Raw genomic sequence first — 21,037 nt, forward strand, 5'->3', positions numbered from 1 at the left:
TCCGCATTGAAGGGAGGATGAGTTTGATGGACAAGCAGGCAGTCCAGCAGGCCATCGACAAGGCCAAGGGGGACGGGCTACTGACTCCGCGGCAGGTCCATGAGGACTACGGCTTCAGCCCTCAGACCCTCGCCAACTGGCGCTGGTCGGGCATCGGCCCCGACTACATCAAGACGTCGCCCGGTCGCTCCGGGCGGGTGAAGTACCGGCGTTCTGCCATCGAGGCATGGCTCAACGCCCAGACCGTCAAGGTCGGAGGCAACGCGGCATGACTCAGAACGCAGAGAAGGGCCTGCTCCACACAGGCCCTTCTCGAGAAGACTCCGCGGCGGGCGGTAAGTCCGTTCCCACCGTAGCGCAGGCAGACCCGCCGCGTGTAGCAGGCCGGCTCGACACCTACCGGTCCCGCTCCCGGAAGTGGCACCGACAGGTCAAGGTCGAGAAGTGCCCCGGCTGCGGGCACCCGCACCTTCACCGCGCACCGCTCCCGCTCGTCCGTTCCGTCCTCAAGACCGGCCCGTGTGGCGCCGTGTACCTCGTCATCCTGCGCCCCCAGGCGGTGACCGCGTGAGCGCTCACGCACGCGTCCTTGAGGCGCTGCAGCAGCACGGCAGCAACGGGCGCGGCACGTCGTACCAGTGCGTCGCCCACGAGGACCGGGCGCCGTCCCTGTCGGTGACCCGCGGCAGCAAGGGCGTCATCCTCAAGTGCCACGCCGGATGCGCCACCGAGGACGTCGTCGCTGCCCTCGGACTGACCATGGCCGACCTGTTCGACGAGCCGCTGGAGAAGCAGGAACGGCCGCAGATCGTCGCTGAGTACAAGTACTGCGACCCCCAGGGTGAACTGACCAAAGTGGTTCGGCGCATCGAGCCCGGCTACAACGGCGAGCGCAAGACGTTCCGCCAGTACCGGCCCGACGGCACGCCCGGCGTGAAGGGAGTCCGTGACTACCTGTACCGGCTACCCGAGGTCATCGCCGAGGCGCAGGCTGGCGGAACCATCCTGATCCCCGAAGGGGAGAAGGACGTCGAAAGCCTGCGGGCTCTCGGCTGCGTCGCAACCTGCAACATCAGCGGCGCGGGCAAGTGGCGCGACGACTACACCGAGTCCCTGCGCGGCGCCTCCGAGGTCGTCGTCATCGCCGACCGCGACGAGCCCGGACGCAAGCACGCCGCGGCCGTCGCCGACTCCGTGCAGCGAGCCGGCATCCCCGTGCGCGTCCTGGAGCCCGCCCGCGGCAAGGACATGACCGACCACATCTCGGCCGGCCTCGGCTTCGACGATCTGGTGCCCGCAACACGGACCGCCCCCGCCCAAAACGATTCCAGTAATTCCAGCGAACCCCTCTGGGGGCCCGAAGACGCTCCCGCTGGAATAAGTGGAACGGAAAATGAGGGGGGCGGTCCGTGTTGGGACCCGCCCATCCCGGTCCCGAAGACGACGCTGCCTCCGTTCCCCACGGATCTCCTCGGCGACTCCCTGGCCCGCTGGGTGCGCGCCCAGGGCGCATCCCTCAACGTCTCCGACGACCTGCTCGGCTTCTCCGCCCTCGGCACGATCTCCGCTGCCCTCGGCGGGAAGGTGGGGGTGGCAGTCAAGAGCGGTTGGGATGCCGAGAACGTCTGCCTGTACCTGCTCGGCCTGGCCGACTCCTCTGCCCGCAAGACACCCGCGCTCGATGCGGCCTCGGCCCCCATGCGGGACCGCATCGGACAGCTGCGAGAAGAACAGCGCGCCGAAGTCGACCAGGTCGAGCAGGAGATCCGCATCACGGAGAAGGAACTAGCGGCCGTGGAGAACGACGTCTCCCGCGGCAAAGCGTCCAAGGAGGACGCCCGCGCCGTCCTCGAATCCCTGCGGGACCTACGGGAGCAGCCGGGCCTGCCCAAGGCGTTCGTCGGTGACGTCACCCTCGAAGCGCTCGGCAAGGTCATGGGAGAGAACGGCGGCCGCATGGCCCTGCACGAGTCGGAGGCAGGGTTCTTCAAGGCCTGCGCCGGCCTGTACGGCAACGGCCGTGCAGACATCACCCTCGTACTCAAGGCGTACAGCGGCACCGGACACGAAATCGACCGCGTAGGCCGCGGCCACTCGTGGATGCCGCGCACGGCCCTCACGCTGACGCTCATCATTCAGCCGGGCGTCGTAGAGCACATGGAGAAGGACAACCCCGAGTTCAAGTCCTCCGGGTTCCTGAACCGCTTCCTGTACGCGCTCCCCTCTCCCATGCCGCCCGGCTCGTTCGACACCCCCGACGTGCCCCTCGATGTCGCCCTGGACTACGCGCAGCGCATCGTGCGCCTGGTCGACGACGTGTGGACGTCTGAGAACGTCCGCACGCTCACCCTCACCACGCAGGCCCGCAAGGTGTTCGCCGAGTTCTACAACCAGACGGAGAAGGACAAGGCCGACGGGGGCAAACTCCACGACGTCGCCGAATGGGCGGGCAAGTTGTGCGGCCAGATCATCCGTCTCGCCGCCTGCCTGACCCTGTACGACAACCCGGCCGCAGCGGAGATCGCCGAGGACGCCATGACCCGCAGCGTCGCCCTCGCCCCGTACCTGACCGCCCACGCCCGGTCGGCGTTCGCCCTCATGTCCCGTGACGGAGACGGCGGCCGGAAGCTCCTGCGGGACATCCTCGACCGCCTTCCCCAACTCCTGGCTGACGACCGCACGGTGACGCTGCGGAAGATCCGTGAGTCCTTCAAGGGCCGCCGGGCCGCCGGCTCGGCTGGCGCGGTCGATGCCGAGGCCATCAAGGAAGCCATGGACGAGTTGGAAGAACTCGGCTGGGTTGCCGAGATTCCGGCACCGCCCCGGAAGCCGGGCCAGCGCGGGCAGCGGCCCTCGCCGAAGTACGACGTTCACCCCTGGATCTACGACCCGCCCGAGGAGACCTCATGACCACGACCACCATCCCCCTGCATGACGACCGCGAGACGACGTTCACCGTGCAGACCACCCCCGTCAGCACCGGGGACTGCTGCGCTGAGCAAGGAGGCTGCGGCAAGCCCGGAATCGTCGCTGTCCGCGTCACCATCGACCAGCAGCGGCCCGCCGAGAACAGCACCCTGCGGTGGACCATGTGCCCCGAGCACCAGAGCGGCGCGCCCCGGCTGCACGAACGACAGGTGGCCTCCGCCCGCGAGATGCAGGACCCCGCCAAGCACGCCGCGTTCCTCGCCGCCGCCGGTGTGACCGCCTGACCCAACTCCCGGACGGACGAAGCCCGCCGGCCGTACCGTCACACCACAGACCAGCACCAACCGCCCAGGAGGTCGAATGCCCAGCAACGGCGACCCGGTCGAAGACCACATGAACGGGATCCGCTATGGCGGCAAGATCCTGTCGCTGATCCCCGCACCCGAAGGATGGTTCGTCGGCACCCAAGTAAAGCGCCGCAACCGCAAGACCCGCGAAACCGATGACGAGACCCCGCAGGTCCGTCCGCTCATCGCCTGGGCCCTGGTCGACGCCATGTTCCGCGACGGACACCGCGAGACCCGCATCCTCCCGGCGTTCCTGGGCGACTCCGGGAACATCACACACGCCTCGGAATACCGCTGGATGGAGGGCGCTGGCGACGTCGACCCGGACGGCTGGAGCACGCTGGTAGCCGTCGAGGTGCTTCCCCCGCCCGACGTACTCGCGAACGCTCCGCGCTACGAGGGGCGCCGCTGGCCGACAGCCGGACCCGATTCCGACCCCGCGCCGCCTGCCATCTGAGCAACGACACCGGCCGGGGCCCGTCCGTAGCAGGCCCCGGCCACAACCCCCAGTCTCCCCTCAGCCCCCGCCCGGAACGTGGAGAGACCGATGGCCGACAGCGGCCAGCAGCTCATCGAGAAGGCCCTCGGCTCAGTCGAGGACCGCATACAGCAGCAGATCGAAGCCGCCCGGCAACGCCGCGAACGTGAACGCCAGCAGCGCGCCGAACTCGCCGAAGCACGGGCCGCCGGCCTGGCCGCACGGCGCTGCGCCAAACTCCAGCGCCAGGCCGAGGACGCCCCGCCGAACAACGCGACAACGCCGCCTGATGCGTACCAGTACAACCCTTGCGCGCGCGAGGGAGATGAGGAGGTGCCCAGTGTCTCCAGCGATTCCCATCCCGGCTGAGGTCAGAGCCGAGGTGCTGCGCCTGGCCCGTGAGGGCGTGGCACGGAACGAGATCGCCCGGCGGGTCGAGGTGTCCAGCGCGTCCGTGACACGGATCTGCGCAGGCGAGGAGGGCATTTCCTTCGATCGGTCGGCGACGGCCGTCGCGGTGCGGGCGCGTGCCGTCGACTTGAAGGCGGCCCGGCTCGGACTGGCCGGCGACCTGCTCGAGGACGTCGGCGAGGCAAGGGCCCGCATGCACGCCGGGGAGGATTCCCGGGCGTTCCTCGACGGGGCGCGCGCGGTCGCCGCTCTGGTCGGCTCGCACGTCCGCGTGGCCGCGGTCGACAAGGACGACACGTCCGGCGTGGACACGGCGAAGAGCATGCTCGGTCGGCTCGCCTCGGCGCTCGGCGCGGCTGTCACCGAGGACGGACCGGACGAGGACGGGGAGGACGCGTGAAGGGGAGGGCTGGCGACATGCAACGGGTCCTAGCGGTGCTCGCCTTGGTAGCGGAGCCGGGCCAGCCGGACATCGAGGCGTTCATCGACACGCTCGAGCTGCAGGACCTGGTGACGCTGATCGCGCACCTCGCCGATCTGGCCTTGCGCGGGATGTCCCTACCCGGTGCAGACCCTGAGCGGCGGGACGCCCTGTGCGCCTGGCTGCGGACCGAACTCGCCCGGCAGATAGCTGCGGACGGGGCGTAACCCCTACAGCGCCGGGACGCCCGTTCTGGCGGCACTTCACACGAGGAGAGACCATGACGACTCACGTACAGGAAACGACTCCGCTGGCCGACGCACAGGCCCAGCTCGAGGACGCGCAGCGAGTGAAGGAGGAGATCGAGGCCCGCATCGCTGACCTCGAGGCGCAGGTGCATGCCGGCGCTGCGGAGACGGCGGAGCGACAGCTTGCCGAGGAGTACGCGCAGCGGCGCTTGGCGGAGCTGCGGGCGGAGGCTGCGGCGGCCAAGGTGCGGCGGGCGGAGGCTGCGGCCCTCGAGGAGCGGCGGCGGGCGGCGGTGGCTGCGGCCGTGGCCGACTTCGAGATCCTCAGTCATGCCCGGCTGGCCGAGGCGCTCGAGGCCGCGGTGAAAGCGCTCGAGGAGCTGAAGCGTCTCGGGGACGCCCGGCAGGCGGCCGTGGAGCGGCACGCGACGGCGTTCGTCGAGCTGGGGATGGACGGCCACATCGTCCACCAGGACGGCGGCTGGGTCGTCTTCACGGCCGGAGGTGACCGGTACGACAACCGCAGCGACCGGTGCGAGGGTGCCACCCTGGTTGGCTTGGCGACGGGCGAGCTGGACCGGCGCGCGCAGGCCGTCCGTCGGCTGGAGCAAGGGTTCGAGCCGCCGGAGCCGCTGCCGCACCCCGTGACCCGGCACTTGGCCGAGGGCGCATCCGGAAGTTAGCAGCAACCTTGGAATCATTGGCGCGATGCGCGTGATGCCTGTGATTCAAAGGTGATGGGTTCGGGGTAAGCGAACGGCCCCCAAGCGCATGCGGCTGCGCCTGGGGGCCGTCGCCGTACCCGCCTGGCCTCACGGGGGGAAGGCGCAGGCGGGCGTCTGGGGGTTAGGGCTGGCGGCCGGTCAGCCGCTCGAGGTGGTTGCACAGTGCGTCGACGGAGCGGGCCAGTCGCATTGCCACCGATACGCGCACCATGGGATTGCCTCCGTCGCCCAGCCGCAGCCGCATGCGGGCTTCGCCGGCCGCGGCCATCACGCACGCCCGGGGCGCGCCGTCCGCCGGCAGGCTACGGGCCGCGGCCTCGACGTCGACGACGAGCAGCTCGAGGTGCCCGCGCAGGGCGAGCGTGAGCGTCTGCAGGTCCTCGGGGCCGATCGGCTGCGCATCCGGGGCGAGCAGGCGGTGTGCACTGGCGCGCATGGTGACGATGTCCGCCGGGTGATGCTCTGCCCCTGACTCGATCACCGAGGGGGCAGTACGGTGCTCCATGTCGACTCCATCCAGTCGGCCATCCCCCCGAGCCCGGCCAGGCTGCGGGGGTTTTCTGTGACCCGGACCATACTCCTTGCATACCTTGCATGCACTACACACAGTGAATCCAGCGCTCGCGAGTAACACACTGCGCCCCTAGCGTGACCTGCATGATCGACCCCACGTCCGAGGTGCCACGTTGGCGGCAGGCCCACGCGATCCTCGCCGAACGCATCCGCGCCGGCGAGTACCCGCCCGCTGAGCGAGTGCCGTCCGTGGTCGCACTCTCGGAGGAACTGGGTATCTCGATCCCGACGGCACAGAAGGCGCTGCGGCAGCTACGCGAGGACGGTCTGACGTACACGGTGCCGGGCCTCGGCTCGTTCGTCGCCGACAAGCCATAGAGGCGGGCTACCCCCAGACATGACGAAAGGCCCCCGTCCTCGACAACCGAGGCGGGGGCCTTTGACGTGCAGGGAGGGAAGAGGCGCAGGGGAGGCCGACACCCCGTTTTCGGGGGTCGCGGCACCCTTCTGGTGTCGCCTCCCCTGCCTCCCTGACTGGCCGTTTCTGCTGGTCATGTACAGGGAGGCAGGGTAGGGAGGCGGGTAGGGAGAACTCCCCTACTCTTCGTCGCCTCCCTCGTCCTGGTCGTCCTCGTCGCGGGCGGCGATGGCGTCGAGGATCCGGTCGAGGCTGACGTGCATCTTGCCGCCGGTCTTGTACTCGCCGTGCCCGGCGTCGTCCAGGACGCTCTTGAGATCCCGGAACGTCCACCCGTCGTACTCGCCCGGGTTGCGATCGATGAGCCCGCGCAGAACGTCCTGCGTCCGCATCCGCGGCTCGTGCCCGAGGACGGCCGCAATGTCGGCGAGGTGGTCGGCCGGCTGGAACGTAGGCGCCTGCTCGACCGCGCCACCGACCAGGCCCATGGCCCTTTCGACAACCGGCGTCACCTGGTCGATGCCCTTCTCCGGGTCCCGCTCGATGTAGTGGGAGCGGATCACCTCGAACGGCTTGCTGGTGAACCCGTAGGTCACCGCCGTACCGACGTCCTGCCCGGGAACCAACTCGGTCGCCCGGATGCCGGCCTTGTACTTGCCCGAGCCGAGCAGGCCGTCGTTGGCGACCTGGTCGCCGACCGCGAACGCCACGCGGACGCTGGTGTTGCGGGTGACGTCCCGCGGGATGCTGTCGGCGGTCGGGGAGACCGTCACCCAGATCAGGGTGATGCCCACCTTGCGGGCCTTCTTCATCACGCGAATGGCCAGCTCAGCGGCTTCCTTGCCGTACTCCTTGTTCATGAACAGCTCGTGGCACTCGTCGAACACGACGACCTTGGGCCGCATCCGCGGGTCCCGCTGCGCCAGTTCGCGCGTGAGCTTGGTCGACTCGCCGCCGAGTTCCTCCAGCAGCTTGCCGCGCTCGGTGACCTCGTTGACCAGGCCGCGCAGGGCGTCGAGGGCAGCCTTCAACTGCTCCGGGTCGTCGCCCTTGACCAGGGTGCGCAGGCGCGGCTTGAGCGGGTCGTAGTCGACGTTCGCCGCCATCACGTACACCTCGCCGATGACGAGCGGGTCGAGGAGAGCACCGAGCAGCAGGGCGACGACGATGGACGTCTTGCCCGAGCCCATGATTCCGCCGACGATCCAGTTCTGCGCCATGAGCTTGCCGATGATGGACTCGCCGCGCTGGGAGACGGCGACCGGTACGCCCCGGAAGTAGTCGGTCGTGCCCTCGGTGAGCAGCGGCCAGTCGGGGATGGCGCCGGACAGGGAGCCCTGGTCGGCGACCCACAGGTCGAGGACACCGGGCTGCTTGTCCGGTTCGGTCGGCCACGTCTCGACGGGCTTGCGCAGCAGGTTGTGCGCCAGCACCTTCTTCTTGGCGTTGACCATCTCGACAGTGACGCCCATCGGCAGCTGCACCTGCGTGTGGTAGCCGTTCCCGGACCGGGTGGTCGGGGACACCCACCGCGGCTGCCAGCCGTCCTTGATGGCCTTGTTCAGCGGGGCGATGCCCAGGTTGCCGAGGGCCCGCAGGATGGCGTTCTCGTCCGGGACGACGTCCCGCTCCTCACCGTTGGCGGGCAGCGCCCAGGCGGGTGCCGCCTGCCGGTGCCGGCCGACGGCCCACGCTCCGGCTAGGGCGAGCCACGGCAGGGCGGTCAGCAGAGGATCCCAGATGACGCCGGCGATGAACGCCACCCAGGCGACGAAACCGATCGTCGCGTTGATCGGGGTGAGCACGTCGGCGACGTCGCGGTTCGCCCAGGCCAGCATGATGCCGAGCATCAGCAGGATGCCCGCACCGCCGGCCGCGCCCATGGCGATGGCCTTGGGGGCGTTGATGGCCATCTGCAGCAGCTCCATGCGGCGGCGGTGGCGGGACTGCCGGAAGATGTAGGCGCGCTGCTCCCAGTCGCGGGCGACGTCTTCCTGCCCGGCGGCTTCGGCGGCGCGCATCATCCGTTCGTGGCGGGCGGTCGTCCTCGAGTCCCAGGCGCGGCGGGTGAGGATGCGGGTACCGCCGACGATGTACGAGCCGTGCCGGACGAGGGCGCGGTATCCGTCGTTGGTGCGGACCTCGACGACGATGCGGCGCAGGGAGTCGATGCGGACCCGGCGGCGGTTCCGGTTCGGCTCGTCGGCCTTCTCGACAGGTACGGGTGTCGGCGACGCGCTCGGCTGCTCGGGTACGGCGGGTACGGGCGTACCCGGGGCCTCGATGTAGGCGGGTACGTGAAGGTCGGTCATGCTGGTTCCTCCGGTCGTTCTGATGGGCGGTCCGGGACACGGGGCGGCCGGTGTACCTGGCCGGGTACGGCCGCCCCGTGGCGTACCTACTTGCGCTTGCGGGCGTCCTCGCGGGCCTGCGCCTGCTCGCGGATCTCGTCGACCTGCTTCTCGAGCCGGGCGGTGCCCTTGCCGCGGGCCTTCTTGCGCTGGATCTTCGCGCCGAGGACGACGACCCGGGCCAGTTCGCCCCAGGTGTGCGGGTCATGGTTGGTAGCGGGCATGGTCACTTCCCCTTCTGGAATTCGCGCCACATCGAGCGCAGGACGAGCAGGCAGCAGGTGACTGCGACCGCGCCGATAGCTACGGCGATCGCCGACAGGGCCAGCGAGATGCAGGCGACCGATCCGGCGACGCCGACGGCCACCCACTTCCCGACGCTCGGGCCCGGCTGCGACGCCTGGTGCTGACACGCCGGCTGCTGCTGGGCGTTGAGGAGCTGCTGCGCCTGCAGGACCGCGGCGATCAGTTCCACCTGCCGGGTGTTGTCGGCGGCGTCGACCGCCTCGCGGGCGGCCCGCTCGAGGGCGTCGCTCACCGCGTCCACCTCCCCACCAGCGGCAGGTACGGGCGGGCGAGGATGCCGGCGGCGAACGCCACCAGCAGCGGCTGGGAGGCCAGCACGGTGACCACCGTGACGGCCACGGCGAGCGCCTGCGGGATGGTCAGCAGCAGCCCGAGCAGGGCGCCGAGGAGAAGCCACTTCATGCCGTCGCCTCCGTCCTGGCGGCCTGCCACTCGGCGAGGGCCTGGCGGAAGCCGTCCTGAATCTCCTTGGCTCGGGCCTGGCCGACGGACAGCCGCTCCTTGATGGCACGGATGGACGGGACACTCCCGGCCAGCAGCTCATCCTTGAACTGCTCGGCGGCCAGCCCGAGGCCGTACTCGGTGAGCGGGTCGGCCTGCGCCGGGCTGTCCTGCTCGTCGGCGTGGTCGCCGCCCATCAGATACTCGTGATCGGCCTTCCACGCCTCGTCGGGTACGTACTCGGCGTGCACCTCGGGCCGGCTGCGGGTGTACTCGGCTGCGGGTACGAGGGCGGGGCGCTCGTTGCGCAGAGCCCTCTGCAGTTCCCCGCGGCACTCGAACGTCGGCAGCAGCCGGGCGCCCTCGGGTACGGCGTTCGTCGGCTCCGGGTGCACCTCGGGTACGGCGGGTACGGGTTCCGCTTCCGGCTCCGGCGCGTACTCGGCGAGCTCGTCGACCGGCTGCTCGTCGGGTACGGCGGTCTGGTCGCCGCCGAGGGAGTGCACCCGCCACAGGACGAGCGGGGCGATCGCGGCGACGGCGACGACGAGCGGCCAGTCGACGGGCAGCAGCCCAACCGTCACCAGATGGGAGGCCGCGTTCACTGCGATCAGCGCGACGACCGCGGTGAGGACGTCGCGGTGCGCCCGCAGGGCACGCACGGTGTAGATGTCCAGGGCGCCCGGTACGGCGGCGGCCACCCACTGGTTGAAGCCGACCGCGCGGGCCAGCTCGTACTCGGCCGAGGCCGTCGCGACGAGCGCGGCGGCCAGGGCACCCCACTTCAGGTAATCGGTCTTCACGCTGCGGCCCGCCCGTGCTGGTGGGCGCACAGGTCGCGCCACTGCAGGTGGGTGGGGCAGGTGCGCCGCTCGGTCAGCGGCACGTTCCAGACGGCCTCGACGTGCAGCTTCCGCAGCAGCTCGTCCGAGGCGTCCACGGGGATACGGGGCAGGGTCGCGGTGGTCATTCGCCGAACTCCTTCGGGGCGGCAGCCCGCACGACGCGGTGCGAGCAGAGGCAGATGCCTTCGCGGTCGCGGCGGTCGACGGCGTCGACCAGGGCGGCCATCAAGGCGGGAACGGGGGGCAGGGGCCGGACCGATCGGGCGACGCCACGCAGAGCGGCGTGCTCCGTCGGACGCGGGATGGGCCACTTAGCGGTCACTGGACGTCGCCCCGCAGTCGGAGCGCTTCGGCGGCGACGTTCTCGAGCCGGGCGGCGGCCGTGCGCAGCGCGCCGGCCACCCCCGCGATCTCCTCGGCCTCGAAGTCGCCCACGAGGTCGACCTCGACGGCGACCCGCGGCACCAGCTCGACGAACGGCGCCCACGAGATCCGCGCGGTCAGCACCGGCATCAGCCCGTAGGACTCCGTGTCGACGGCCGCCTTCACCCTGACCGAGTTGTGGGTGATGTCGTTGCGTCCGACGGTCGCCCCCTCCTGCCAGCCGTGGCCGATGCACCAGGCGGGGCAGTCGAAGCTGACCGGGCCGGAGTCGAGCGTGTCGAGTGTGACCGTGCGGACCATCGGGATCCGCGGGGGCGTCCCGTTCACCGCTCCTCCCCTGCGGGGAGGGTGACGGCCTCGGACCACGTCTTGCCGGCGTCGAGCGCGGCGTGCGCCTGGTCGACCGTGACGTATCCGGTGACCGGGTGCTCGGCGAGCCGCTCACGCAGGTACTTCGCGGTCCAGGCGGGCCCGAGGTCGGGCACGTCGTCCAGCAGGTTCCGCAGGGCGATCCGGGCGTGCACGACACGGGCCGACAGCAGCCGGTCGTGCACCTCGGCACCGCCGGTCGTAGCCGGGTGCGGAAGGTCGATGGCCTCCAGAACGGCGGCCAGCAGCTCGCGAACGTCGTCGTTCACGCCGACCGCCCCTTGCGGACGCGGCGCAGGGCCTCGTCCATGTCCGGGTCGGAGTCGTCGTTCGAGGCGCGGCAGATCTGCAGCGAACTGCGGATGTCCGCGGCCAGGCGCTCCAGCTCGTTCGCCAGCTCCTCGGCCTGCTCGTTCGTCAGGTGCGCGTCGTTCGCGGACGCGCCGTCGGCCACGACCAGGTGCGCGGCCCGCATCCGCGGGTCCGACGCCACCGGGTCGGCCATGAGGTTCACGTACCACTCGAGGACGGCCGTCGAGTCGTCGCCCATGTCCGGCACCTGGATACCGCCGCCGGGCCCGTAGTGCGTGACGTCCTCGACGGCGACCTCCCGCACCTCGGCGTGGTCGACGTGGCACCAGACCGGGCACGAGATGTAGACCGTCTGCACACGCCCCGGGCGGCCGATGGAGGCCGGCACCAGCCGGGAACCGGTCGGCAGCGGCGAGACGTTGGGGGACGGCTGCACCGGGATCGAGGGCAGGTTGACGGGGGGCAGTACGGTGTTGCCCATGGTTGTTCTCCCTGTTCTGGAGGGGTTCGGCCACAGGCCCCGGCGGGTGCTCGCAACACCTGCCGGGGCCGTCCGCTTGTGCGGCGGCCGTAGAGCAGTGGTCAGGGGGTCGCTCAGGCGGCGACGGAGAGGGCGGGCTCGACGGCCTCGACCTTGAGGGAGGCCGCGCACGCCTTCATCGGGACCGGGCCGAGGCCGAGCTGCTTGTACGTGGCGGTGATGGCGGCGAGGTCCGGGGTCTGCCGGGACGACGGGGTGCGGAAGATCCGCCAGGCGCCGTACACGCCGGCCGGGAGCCGGTCGAGGACCTTCTTCGCGGCGCGCTTGCCGCGGTCGGCGCGGCGGGCCTGGTCGGCGGCGCGCTCGTACTCGGCGGCGGCGGCCTCGATCGCCTCGGTCTCGGGCATCTCGTCCGCCTCGTACAGGCCGGCCGGGTCCGGGGCGACCTCGGCCGGCTCGGCGGGGGCGAGGGAGCGGACGGCGTCGGCGGCCGTCTCGATGAGGTTCCCGATCAGGCCGCGCACGGTGCGGGCGGTCCGGGGGGACGTGAGAAGCTGGAACACAGCGGGCTCCCTGTTGCGTCAGGTTGTTCCGTCAGGCCCTCGGTCGGTGTTACCAGCACCGTCGGGGGCTGCCTTCGTTGTGGCGTTAATGCAGATTAGCATCAGTCAATGCAGATCTGCAAGACAGTGGGAAGCAAGGATGACGGGCCGCAGTACACATGCCGTACACGTGACCCCGGGATAACCGGAGACAACGACGGATGACGCCAGAAGGTATTTCCGCAGGTCAGGGCCATAATTGCGTCATGCTGCAGGTCTCAGAGGTGCCCCGATAGACCTTGTAATGCGTAGGTCGTCGGTTCGAATCCGACAGGGGGCTCCGGTTCCCGGGCCGGAGAGATCCGGCCCGGGATTTTTCATGGTGTCCGGGTGCTCAGGCGGCGGGCGATCTCCAGTTGGCGGTCCTCCAGGGGGCGGCCGTCCTCGAGGTCCCAGAGGCAGTTCTGCAGCAGCCGGCCGTACGTCCACGCGCGGGCCCGCTCGCGGTCCAGGCCGAGGACGTCGGTCATCGCGTCGAAGCGCCAGCGGACGTCGGCGGCGTCGAAGCGGTTGTCCAGGGCCGGCCAGAGGTCGAAGCCGGGGTCGCCGGCGAGCGGCTTGGGGTCGATGGCGACCCAGTCGGCACGGTCGGCGGCCAGGACGTTCTCCTCGTGCAGATCCCAGTGCAGGAGGCGGTCGCCGGGCTCGTCCGCGACCTCCCGTACGGCCGCCGCGCAGTCGGCGAGGATGCGGCGGGCCGCCGGGTCCGGGACGCGGTCCAGGGCCCGGGGGGTCTGCTCCAGCATGGCGCGGGCGAGGTCGCCGAGGCGGCGCATGCCCGCCGGGGCGGGGGTGGCGCCGAGGCGGGCCAGCAGGCGGGCGATCACCAGGACGGCCTCATGGACGTCCGGGAGGTGGGAGAGCATCCGGGAGGGGTCGAGACGTTCCAGGAGCATGGTGTGGGTGGACGCGTCGTGCTCCAGCAGGCGGACCGCTCCGTCGCCGTCCCAGATCCGCAGGGCGACCGGTTCGCCCTCGCTCTCCTCGTCCAGGATCTGGAGCTTCAGCACGGCCGGTGTGCCGTCCGCGCGGTCGACGGGGAGAACCAGGGCGCTCACGCCGTGCATCGGCGCGCCGGTGACGCGCAGGTCCCAGCGTTCCAGGGAGGCGGCGGCCAGACCGGGCAGCCGGGCGAGGAAGGCGCGGCCCGCCTCCCCGTTGAACTTCTCCTGTGCCGCGGCGAGTTCCTCGGGTACGTGGATCACGGTGGGCACGGTAGTACGGCGCTCACGGCTCCAGGACGACCTTTCCGGTCGTGCCCCGGTTCTCCAGGGCGCGGTGGGCGGCTGCGGCCTCGGCGAGGGGGAAGCGGTGGACGGCGGGGGTGAGCCTGCCTTCGGCGGCTTCGGTGAGGGCGCGCAGTTCGAGGGTGCGTAGGGGGTCGGGGCCGCCTGCTCTGCGCATCATCTCGGGGCCGAGGACGTTGAGGGAGACGCCGTCGACGAGGTAGGGGTCGGTGCTGTCGAGGCCCTGGGCGGACCAGCCGAAGACGACGTGGCGACCGCCGGGGGCGAGCAGGGCGACGACCGTGCGGGCGATGTCGCCGCCCACGCCGTCGTAGACGAGGGTCACCTTGCCCTCGTGGGCGGCGAGTCGTGCGGGCCAGGCCGGGTCCGCGTAGTCGACGGCGAGGTCGGCGCCGTTCGCCGAGACCCGGGCGGTCTTGCCGGGGCCTGAGGCGAGGCCGATGACGGTGGCGCCCGCGTTCCTGGCGTACTGCACGAGGAGGGTGCCGATGCCGCCGGCCGCGGCGGGGACGACGACCACGTCCCCGGGGCCGGGTTCGGCGAACTGCACGATGCCCATGGCCGTGCGACCGGTGCCGATCATGGCGACGGCCTGGGCGAAGTCCAGGCGCTCCGGGATCTCGTGCAGACGGCCGGCATCGGTGACGGCCAGCTCCGCGTAGCCTCCGGGGGCGAATCCGAGGTGGGCGACGACGCGCTTGCCGAGCCAGTGTGCGGACGTGCCGTCGCCGAGGGCGTCGACGACTCCGGCGATCTCGCGGCCGGGGACGGTGGGCAGGGTGGCCGGGGCGGGGGCCGGGCCCCGCTGTCCCTGCCGCAGGGCGGTGTCCAGGAGGTGGACCCCGGCGGCCCGGACGGTGATCCGCACCTGGCCGGGGCCCGGCCGCGGATCCGGGACCTGTTCGTGGGTGAGGTTCTCGGCGGGGCCGAAGGCGTGCAGGCGGATGGCGTGCATGGGCGTCTCCTGTGGGCGCGGTCCGGGAAGCCGGTCCGGGGCATCGGTCCGGGCCGACCGGTCCGGGCGAACGCCCGGACGCCGGCCCGGGCGAACGCCCGGACGCCGGCCCGGATGCCGGTTCGGCGTGGTCGCTGTGGTGGGGCCCACTGTTCAACCTCAAGCTCGCTTGAGGTCAAGCTCGTGCCGGCCGAGGGCGAGGGAGACGGCCGTGAGGGCGCTGTTGAAGGAGACCTCGGAGAGCACCCCGGGGGCGGCGACCTGGTCGCCCGCGAGGTAGACGCCGTCGCCGCGGTCGACGGCGGGCCGGTCGCGCCAGCCGGCGCCGGGCGGGTCGACGGCGCCGGTCCGCCCGGTCGCCACCGCCTCCCGCCGCCAGGTGAGGCGCTCCCGCCAGTCCGCGTGGCCCAGGTCCAGCAGTTCCTCGGCGCGGGCCACGCCGTCGGCCCTGGTCTCGTGCGGGGCGATGGGGAACTGGCCCTGGAGGAGCTGTTCGCCGGCGGGGGCGAGGGTGCGGTCCTGGGCGGTGAACCGTTCCAGCCAGCCGGGCGCGTCCAGGTCGGAGACGACGAACGCGTCGCCGCGCCGGGTGCGCAGGGCGAGGTCGACGAGGACGGTGCGGCCGCTCGGCCAGGTGAGGGCGGGGTCGCCGAGGAGGCGGCGGGCGGCGTCCAGGGAGGTGGCGACGACGACCGGGGCGTCCGTGGGGAGTGTGTCCACGCGGGACAGGGTCTCCATGCGGACGCCCAGGTTCCAGGCGCGGGAGGCCATGCGGTCGACGAGGGCGCCCCAGCCGCCGCGCGGGTAGTGGGCCTCCGGCGGCAGTTTGGCCGCGCGGCGCAGGCGTTCCTGGACGAAGGCGGCGGAGAGGGAGCCGGGGTCGTGGTGGAAGAGGGCGACGGCCGAGTAGTGGGCGGCGGCGCGCGCACCCTCCTCGCCGGCGATGCCGGTGGCCCAGGTACGGAAGTCGGTGTCGACAGGGGCATGGGCGTGGGCGCGGCGCAGCAGCTTCAGCAGGGCGAGGGGCGGGACGCGGCGCAGGGTGCCGTGGTGGCGGAACCGGAGGCGGGCGGCTTCCAGGGGCGGAAGGGGCGCGAGGGGGCCGAGGAGGCCGCGTTGCCGGAGCCAGGACCAGTGCGGGCCGCCGCTGTAGAGGGCGTGGGGGCCCTCATTGGTCCGGTAGGGGCCCTCGGCGGTGCGGGCGCGGCCGCCGAGGGTGTGGTGCGCTTCGTGGAGGGTGACGTCGGCTCCTGCCTCGGCGGCGGTGATGGCCGCGGTCAGTCCGGCGAAGCCGCCGCCGATGACGGTGATGCGCTGCATGGCTGGGTTCTCCCTCGATCGGGGTCGCGCCTGGCGGTCCCGGAGACGGTTCCGTCCCGTCTCCGGTGGTTCCGGTGGTTCGTGGCTACGACGGCCCGGGGCCCCAGGATGTGACAGGTCCGAGGTCTTCGCAGGTCAGGCCGATTGTCAGCGGGGGAGTGCAGGATGAGGGCATGGTGAGGCGAGCGGTGTCGGCGGGCGGTACGGGGGTGAAGGGCGCACGGCGTCCGGAGCTGCGGCTGCCGGAGCCCGAGCGGTACGAGGGGGGTGACCTGGAGCCGGACGGGGATTACGACGGGCTGGAGTTCTTCGAGGCGGATCTCTCGGCGCAGGACGGCGCGGGGGCGCGGTTCATGGACTGCGTGCTGACGGGATGCGCGCTGGACGAGACGCGGCTGTCCAGGGCCCGGGTGCTGGACTCGGTCCTCGCCGGCGTGCGGGGGGTGGGCACGGATCTCTCCGGGGCGACGCTGCGCGACGTCGAGATGACGGACGCGCGTCTCGGGGGGACTCAGTTGCACGGGGCGGAGCTGGAGCGGGTGCTGGTCCGGGGCGGGAAGATCGATTTCCTGAATCTGCGGTCCGCGCGGCTCAGGGACGTCGTCTTCGAGAGCTGTGTGCTGGTCGAGCCGGACTTCGGCGGGGCGCGGCTGGAGCGGGTGGAGTTCGTGGACTGCGCGCTGAAGGGCGCGGATCTCAGCGGGGCCACGCTCACGGACGTCGATCTGCGCGGTGCCGCTTCGCTGGAGATCGCCCGGGGGGTGGACCGGCTGGCGGGGGCGGTGATCAGCACGGGGCAGCTGCTGGATCTGGCACCGGTGCTGGCGGGGGAGCTGGGGATCCGCGTGGAGGGCTGAGGGGAGGGCGAGGGGCTGAGGAGCGGGGCGGAAGGGGGCGGGCTGAGAAGGGGAGCCTTGAGGGGCGGGGCGGGTTACTCGAGGCGGGGGTAGCGGGCCTGGAGGGTCCAGACGGCCGGGTTCTCGCCCAGGTCCTCGTGCAGGTCGGTGAGGTCGGCGAGCAGGTCGTGCAGGAAGTCGCGGGCCTCGCGGCGGAGTTCGGAGTGGGAGAAGGTCAGGGGCGGTTCGTCCGCCGGCAGCCACTCGGCCTCGATGTCGACCCAGCCGAAGCGGCGTTCGAAGAGCAGCCGGTCGGTGGATTCGGTGAAGTCCAGTTCCGCGTACTGGGGGCGGGAGGCGCGGGAGCCCGCCGGGTCCCGGTCGAGGAGTTCCGCGATGTCGCACAGGGCCCAGGCGAAGTCGAGCACCGGCACCCATCCCCAGGCTGTGGACAGTTCCCGGTCCTCCTTGGTGTCGGCGAGGTAGACGTCGCCGCAGAAGAGGTCGTGCCGCAGGGCGTGGACGTCCGCACGGCGGTAGTCGGTCTGCGGCGGGTCGGGGAAACGGTTGGAGAGGGCATAGCCGATGTCGAGCACGAAGGTGATGGTGTCACGGCGGGGGCGGGGGGACGGCAGCGGACGGCCCGGGGGAGGAGCGGGCCCGAGGACTGCGCGGCGACCGGGGTCGTTCCGTGGTGTGCGGCCGCGTTCTTCCTAGGATCGCGGGGTGCGCCTCCGCTCCCGTCCCCGTGGCCCCCGCCGTCCCCACGGCCCTCGTCCGCCTGCTGCCCTCACCCTCACCCTCACCCTCGTCCTCGTCCTCGTGGCGGTGACGGTGGCCGGGTGCGCGGGCGGTGCGTCCGGCGGGCCCGGGGGTTCCGGCGGTTCGGACGGTTCGGGCAGTGCCGGGGTGGGCGACCCGTACTTCCCGAAGGCGGGCAACGGCGGCTACGACGTCTCCCACTACGCGCTCGACCTCGCCTACGACCCGGCCGCCCACCACCTCACCGGCACCGCGACGATCACCGCCCGCGCGACCGAGGACCTGACCGCGCTGAACCTGGACCTCGAGGGTCTGGACGTCGAGCGGATCACCGTCGACGGCGGCACCGCCCGCTGGCGGCGCGCCGGCCAGGAGCTGACGGTCCGGCCGGCGAAGGCACTGGACCGGAACCTGACGTTCCGGGTGGTCGTCCGCTACTCCGGCGCCCCGGTGACCGTCACCGACCCGGACGGCTCCGAGGAGGGCTGGCTGCGCACCGCGGACGGGGCGTTGGCACTGGGCCAGCCGACGGGCTCGATGGCGTGGTTCCCGGGCAACCACCATCCCTTCGACAAGGCGACGTACACCGTCACGGCGACGGTGCCCAAGGGCCTGCGGGCGGTGTCCAACGGCGAGCCCGCGGGGGAGCGGACGAAGGGGAACCGGACGGCCTTCACCTGGCGTACCACCGAGCCGATGGCGAGCTACCTCGCCGTGCTCGCCGTCGGCCGGTACGAGACCGGCCGCACCACGACCCGCGACGGCCTTCCCGTCCACACCGCCGTCGATCCGCGGCAGGCGGCGGCGAGCCGTGCGGTGCTGGCGCGGCTCCCGGAGGCCGTGGAGTGGGCGGAGGGCTGGTTCGGCCCGTACCCCTTCTCCTCGGCGGGGGCGATCGTCGAGCGTCCCGGGGACGCCGGGTACGCGCTGGAGACCCAGAACCGGCCCGTGTTCGCCGGGGCGCCCAGCACCCTGCTCCTGGTGCATGAGCTGGCCCACCAGTGGTACGGCAACTCCGTCACGCCGAAGACCTGGCGGGACATGTGGCTCAACGAGGGGTTCGCGACCTACGCGGAGTGGCTGTGGCGGGAGGACCACGGCGACGGCACCGCCCAGGAGACCTTCGACGCGATGTACGCCGGGACGTACTTCCCCGACGCGGCGACGAACGAGGCGATCTGGTCGTTCCCGCCCGCGCGGCCGCCCGACGCGGCGCACATCTCCGGTGTCCCCGTCTACCAGCGCGGCGCGATGGTCCTGCACAGGATCCGGCGGACGGTCGGCGACGACGCCTTCCGCGCCCTCCTCCGCGGCTGGGCGGCGGACCACCGCCACGGCAACGCGGACACCGCCGGCTTCACGGCGTACGTGGAGAGGTCGGCCCCGGACGAGGACTTCGGCGCGGTCTGGTCGGACTGGCTGTACGGGAAGGGGAAGCCGGTACGGCCGTCCAAGCCCTGAAGTCCCGAAGACCCGAAGCCCCGCGGTCCTGGAACAGGTCCTGCCCGTGCCGGAGCCCCCGGCCGCCGAGAAGGAGGCGGGCCGGGGGCTCCGAAGCGTGGTGTGGGGCGTCCGTCAGACGTTGACGCCGAAGTCCTGGGCGATGCCCGTCAGGCCCGAGGCGTAGCCCTGGCCGACGGCGCGGAACTTCCACTCGGCGCCGTTGCGGTACAGCTCGCCGAAGACCATGGCGGTCTCGGTGGCCGCGTCCTCGGACAGGTCGTAGCGGGCGATCTCGGTGCCGCCGGCCTGGTTGAGGATGCGGATGTACGCGTTGCGCACCTGGCCGAAGTTCTGGCTGCGGTTCTCGGCGTCGTAGATCGAGACCGGGAAGACGATCTTGTCGACGTCCGCCGGGAGGCCGGCCAGGTTGACGTTGATCTGCTCGTCGTCGCCCTCGCCCTCACCGGTGCGGTTGTCGCCGGTGTGGACGATGGTGCTGTCCGGGGTCTGCTTGTTGTTGAAGAAGACGAAGTGCCCCTCCGAGTACACCTTGCTCTGCGGGTTGACCGCGATCGCGGAGGCGTCGAGGTCGAAGTCCGTGCCGGTGGTGGTGCGGACGTCCCAGCCGAGGCCCACGGTGACGGCGGTCAGGCCCGGAGCCTCCTTGGTGAGCGAGACGTTGCCACCCTTGGACAGGCTTACAGCCATTGTTGGGAGTCCCTTCCCTCGTGTACGTACGGCTACGAAGCTACAGCTACCTCTCTGAACGCGAGAGGAGCACGCGAGGTTCCAGGTGGCTTTACTTTCTTTACCCGGGATATTCGGGTGACGCGGACCGGTCAGGGGCGGGACCATGGACGGCATGTCCGGTCCCCATGTCATCCGCGGTTCCGTCCTCCTGCCCGAGGCCGAGCTCATGTGGCGTTTCTCGCGTTCGTCGGGGCCCGGCGGGCAGCACGTGAACACCACCGACTCGCAGGTCGAGCTGCGGTTCGACCTCGCCGCCACCGAAGCGCTGCCCGAGGTGTGGAAGGAGCGGGCGCTGGAGCGGCTGGCGGGGCGGCTGTCCGACGGCGTCGTCACCGTCCGGGCCTCCGAGCACCGCTCCCAGTGGCGCAACCGCGAGACCGCCGCCGTGCGCCTCGCGGCACTCCTCGCCGAGGCCACCGCGCCCCCGCCCCGGCCCCGCAAGCCGACCCGCATCCCGCGCGGCATCAACGAGCGCCGGCTGCGGGAGAAGAAGCAGCGCTCGGAGACGAAGCGGGGGCGCTCCGCGCGCGACTGGGGGTGACCCGCGCGGGGCCGGGGATGATGCGCGCGGGACTGCGAGGGCGGCCGTGACCGCGAGGGCGGCCGTCAGGCCAGGTCCAGCACCCCGACCGTCTCCTCCTCGACGACCTCCCCGTTCTTGCGGAAGCCCAGGCCGAGGTAGAAGCGTTCCGGGCCGTTCTCGCCGGGGTGCCAGGTGACGTGGAGCTCCCTGCCGCCCCGGGCGCGGATCTGGGCGGCGACCGACTCCACGGCGAAGCGGCCGTAGCCCTTGCCCTGTTCCCCGGCTGCGATGTTCAGCCGCCACAGGCCCGAGCGGACGACGCTGCCGCCGTCCTCGTGCCAGTCGATGTCGAGGAAGGCCATCAGGAAGCCGACCGCGCGGTCACCGTCCATGATCAGGCGCGGCCAGGCGGAGCCGGAGTGGACGTATGCCTCGGCGAGGGACTTCACGACCGGGGCGACCGCGAACTCCTGGTCGGGGCGGACGCGTATGCCGAGGGCGGCGTCGAGGTTTTTCGGGGTGATCTCTTCGAGGCGGGGAGTTGTGGTCTTTGTCACCCGGGCAGCGTAGGGACGCAATTCCCTTTCGGTAAAAGGAATTTCCGGCCCGGGAGGCTTCCGT

The 21,037-nt window shown here is 71.6% G+C and carries 29 protein-coding genes; 12 read left to right on the plus strand and 17 right to left on the minus strand.

Going from position 1 to position 21,037, the window contains the following annotated elements; translation table 11 throughout:
• Positions 1-26 precede the first annotated feature (26 nt).
• From ACIF80_RS09575 to ACIF80_RS09610, 8 genes are all read left to right on the plus strand, one after another.
• Positions 27-272 (plus strand): helix-turn-helix transcriptional regulator, encoded by a 246-nt coding sequence (locus ACIF80_RS09575; protein ID WP_399801589.1) that lies wholly within the window; start codon positions 27-29, stop codon positions 270-272.
• 295 nt (positions 273-567) lie between these two features.
• Entirely contained in the window at positions 568-2,910 is a 2,343-nt protein-coding gene (locus tag ACIF80_RS09580) for a DUF3987 domain-containing protein (RefSeq protein WP_399801592.1), read from the plus strand.
• Entirely contained in the window at positions 2,907-3,212 is a 306-nt protein-coding gene (locus tag ACIF80_RS09585; RefSeq protein WP_399801594.1) for a hypothetical protein, read from the plus strand. Before ACIF80_RS09580 ends, ACIF80_RS09585 begins: the two co-directional genes overlap by 4 nt.
• 76 nt (positions 3,213-3,288) lie before the next feature.
• On the plus strand, positions 3,289-3,732 hold the full coding sequence (locus tag ACIF80_RS09590) for a hypothetical protein (protein WP_399801597.1): 444 nt from the start codon (positions 3,289-3,291) through the stop codon (positions 3,730-3,732).
• A gap of 90 nt (positions 3,733-3,822) precedes the next feature.
• Positions 3,823-4,122 (plus strand): hypothetical protein, encoded by a 300-nt coding sequence (locus ACIF80_RS09595; protein WP_399801599.1) that lies wholly within the window; start codon positions 3,823-3,825, stop codon positions 4,120-4,122.
• Positions 4,094-4,564 (plus strand): hypothetical protein, encoded by a 471-nt coding sequence (locus tag ACIF80_RS09600; RefSeq protein ID WP_399801601.1) that lies wholly within the window; start codon positions 4,094-4,096, stop codon positions 4,562-4,564. Before ACIF80_RS09595 ends, ACIF80_RS09600 begins: the two co-directional genes overlap by 29 nt.
• Positions 4,565-4,581: 17 nt before the next feature.
• Positions 4,582-4,812 (plus strand): hypothetical protein, encoded by a 231-nt coding sequence (locus ACIF80_RS09605; protein WP_399801604.1) that lies wholly within the window; start codon positions 4,582-4,584, stop codon positions 4,810-4,812.
• Positions 4,813-4,865: 53 nt separating this feature from the next.
• Positions 4,866-5,516 (plus strand): hypothetical protein, encoded by a 651-nt coding sequence (locus ACIF80_RS09610; RefSeq protein WP_399801605.1) that lies wholly within the window; start codon positions 4,866-4,868, stop codon positions 5,514-5,516.
• 163 nt (positions 5,517-5,679) lie between these two features.
• Here ACIF80_RS09610 and ACIF80_RS09615 read toward each other — a convergent pair whose 3' ends face one another.
• The gene (locus ACIF80_RS09615; RefSeq protein WP_399801608.1) at positions 5,680-6,063 is read right to left on the minus strand and encodes a DUF6415 family natural product biosynthesis protein; all 384 of its coding nucleotides are present in this window, start codon (positions 6,061-6,063) and stop codon (positions 5,680-5,682) included.
• Between the two features lie 152 nt (positions 6,064-6,215).
• Between ACIF80_RS09615 and ACIF80_RS09620 the strand changes: the two genes are divergently transcribed.
• The gene (locus ACIF80_RS09620) at positions 6,216-6,449 is read left to right on the plus strand and encodes a GntR family transcriptional regulator (protein WP_399801611.1); all 234 of its coding nucleotides are present in this window, start codon (positions 6,216-6,218) and stop codon (positions 6,447-6,449) included.
• Between the two features lie 219 nt (positions 6,450-6,668).
• Here ACIF80_RS09620 and ACIF80_RS09625 read toward each other — a convergent pair whose 3' ends face one another.
• From ACIF80_RS09625 to ACIF80_RS09685, 13 genes are all read right to left on the minus strand, one after another.
• Entirely contained in the window at positions 6,669-8,801 is a 2,133-nt protein-coding gene (locus ACIF80_RS09625) for an FtsK/SpoIIIE domain-containing protein (protein ID WP_399801613.1), read from the minus strand.
• 86 nt (positions 8,802-8,887) lie between these two features.
• Positions 8,888-9,064, minus strand: a complete 177-nt coding sequence (locus ACIF80_RS09630; protein ID WP_399801616.1) for a hypothetical protein — start codon at positions 9,062-9,064, stop codon at positions 8,888-8,890.
• Positions 9,065-9,066: 2 nt separating this feature from the next.
• Positions 9,067-9,378 carry a hypothetical protein gene (locus ACIF80_RS09635; RefSeq protein WP_399801619.1) on the minus strand — a complete coding sequence of 104 codons (312 nt, stop codon included), beginning with the start codon at positions 9,376-9,378 and terminating at the stop codon, positions 9,067-9,069.
• Complete coding sequence (locus tag ACIF80_RS09640) at positions 9,375-9,548, minus strand: hypothetical protein (protein WP_399801621.1); 174 nt, start codon at positions 9,546-9,548, stop codon at positions 9,375-9,377. The genes ACIF80_RS09635 and ACIF80_RS09640 overlap by 4 nt, the downstream gene beginning before the upstream one ends.
• Complete coding sequence (locus ACIF80_RS09645; RefSeq protein ID WP_399801624.1) at positions 9,545-10,390, minus strand: hypothetical protein; 846 nt, start codon at positions 10,388-10,390, stop codon at positions 9,545-9,547. The genes ACIF80_RS09640 and ACIF80_RS09645 overlap by 4 nt, the downstream gene beginning before the upstream one ends.
• A complete protein-coding gene (locus ACIF80_RS09650) occupies positions 10,387-10,557 on the minus strand; it encodes a hypothetical protein (RefSeq protein ID WP_399801627.1) in 171 nt (56 codons plus the stop codon). The genes ACIF80_RS09645 and ACIF80_RS09650 overlap by 4 nt, the downstream gene beginning before the upstream one ends.
• Before the next feature lie 193 nt (positions 10,558-10,750).
• Positions 10,751-11,143, minus strand: coding sequence for a DUF6907 domain-containing protein (locus ACIF80_RS09655; RefSeq protein ID WP_399801629.1), 393 nt, complete (start codon positions 11,141-11,143; stop codon positions 10,751-10,753).
• On the minus strand, positions 11,140-11,454 hold the full coding sequence (locus ACIF80_RS09660; protein WP_399801632.1) for a hypothetical protein: 315 nt from the start codon (positions 11,452-11,454) through the stop codon (positions 11,140-11,142). The genes ACIF80_RS09655 and ACIF80_RS09660 overlap by 4 nt, the downstream gene beginning before the upstream one ends.
• Positions 11,451-11,978, minus strand: a complete 528-nt coding sequence (locus ACIF80_RS09665) for a DUF6907 domain-containing protein (protein ID WP_399801635.1) — start codon at positions 11,976-11,978, stop codon at positions 11,451-11,453. The genes ACIF80_RS09660 and ACIF80_RS09665 overlap by 4 nt, the downstream gene beginning before the upstream one ends.
• 113 nt (positions 11,979-12,091) lie before the next feature.
• Positions 12,092-12,541: a hypothetical protein gene (locus tag ACIF80_RS09670; RefSeq protein ID WP_399801637.1), complete on the minus strand. Its 450-nt coding sequence runs from the start codon at positions 12,539-12,541 to the stop codon at positions 12,092-12,094.
• Positions 12,542-12,897: 356 nt separating this feature from the next.
• The gene (locus tag ACIF80_RS09675) at positions 12,898-13,794 is read right to left on the minus strand and encodes an aminoglycoside phosphotransferase family protein (protein ID WP_399801640.1); all 897 of its coding nucleotides are present in this window, start codon (positions 13,792-13,794) and stop codon (positions 12,898-12,900) included.
• A 13-nt stretch (positions 13,795-13,807) separates the two neighbouring features.
• Complete coding sequence (locus tag ACIF80_RS09680; RefSeq protein ID WP_399801642.1) at positions 13,808-14,782, minus strand: zinc-binding dehydrogenase; 975 nt, start codon at positions 14,780-14,782, stop codon at positions 13,808-13,810.
• A gap of 159 nt (positions 14,783-14,941) precedes the next feature.
• The gene (locus tag ACIF80_RS09685; RefSeq protein ID WP_399801645.1) at positions 14,942-16,102 is read right to left on the minus strand and encodes an NAD(P)-binding protein; all 1,161 of its coding nucleotides are present in this window, start codon (positions 16,100-16,102) and stop codon (positions 14,942-14,944) included.
• Between the two features lie 173 nt (positions 16,103-16,275).
• Here ACIF80_RS09685 and ACIF80_RS09690 point away from each other — a divergent pair, with 173 nt between their 5' ends.
• Complete coding sequence (locus tag ACIF80_RS09690) at positions 16,276-16,959, plus strand: pentapeptide repeat-containing protein (protein WP_399801647.1); 684 nt, start codon at positions 16,276-16,278, stop codon at positions 16,957-16,959.
• Between the two features lie 74 nt (positions 16,960-17,033).
• Here the strand turns inward: ACIF80_RS09690 and ACIF80_RS09695 are convergent, their stop codons facing one another.
• Positions 17,034-17,534, minus strand: a complete 501-nt coding sequence (locus tag ACIF80_RS09695) for a hypothetical protein (RefSeq protein ID WP_399801650.1) — start codon at positions 17,532-17,534, stop codon at positions 17,034-17,036.
• 130 nt (positions 17,535-17,664) lie between these two features.
• Between ACIF80_RS09695 and ACIF80_RS09700 the strand changes: the two genes are divergently transcribed.
• Complete coding sequence (locus ACIF80_RS09700) at positions 17,665-19,161, plus strand: M1 family metallopeptidase (RefSeq protein WP_399801652.1); 1,497 nt, start codon at positions 17,665-17,667, stop codon at positions 19,159-19,161.
• Between the two features lie 114 nt (positions 19,162-19,275).
• On the opposite strand, the gene ACIF80_RS09705 is transcribed toward ACIF80_RS09700, so the two are convergent.
• Positions 19,276-19,851: a TerD family protein gene (locus ACIF80_RS09705; protein ID WP_042168946.1), complete on the minus strand. Its 576-nt coding sequence runs from the start codon at positions 19,849-19,851 to the stop codon at positions 19,276-19,278.
• 145 nt (positions 19,852-19,996) lie between these two features.
• Between ACIF80_RS09705 and arfB the strand changes: the two genes are divergently transcribed.
• A complete protein-coding gene (arfB, locus tag ACIF80_RS09710; protein ID WP_399801655.1) occupies positions 19,997-20,434 on the plus strand; it encodes an alternative ribosome rescue aminoacyl-tRNA hydrolase ArfB in 438 nt (145 codons plus the stop codon).
• Between the two features lie 65 nt (positions 20,435-20,499).
• Here the strand turns inward: arfB and ACIF80_RS09715 are convergent, their stop codons facing one another.
• Complete coding sequence (locus ACIF80_RS09715) at positions 20,500-20,973, minus strand: GNAT family N-acetyltransferase (protein ID WP_399801658.1); 474 nt, start codon at positions 20,971-20,973, stop codon at positions 20,500-20,502.
• Between the last annotated feature and the right edge of the window lie 64 nt (positions 20,974-21,037).

Origin of the sequence: Streptomyces sp. NPDC085927, from assembly GCF_044540975.1 — a bacterium.
Taxonomy (GTDB): Bacteria; Actinomycetota; Actinomycetes; order Streptomycetales; family Streptomycetaceae; genus Streptomyces; species Streptomyces hirsutus.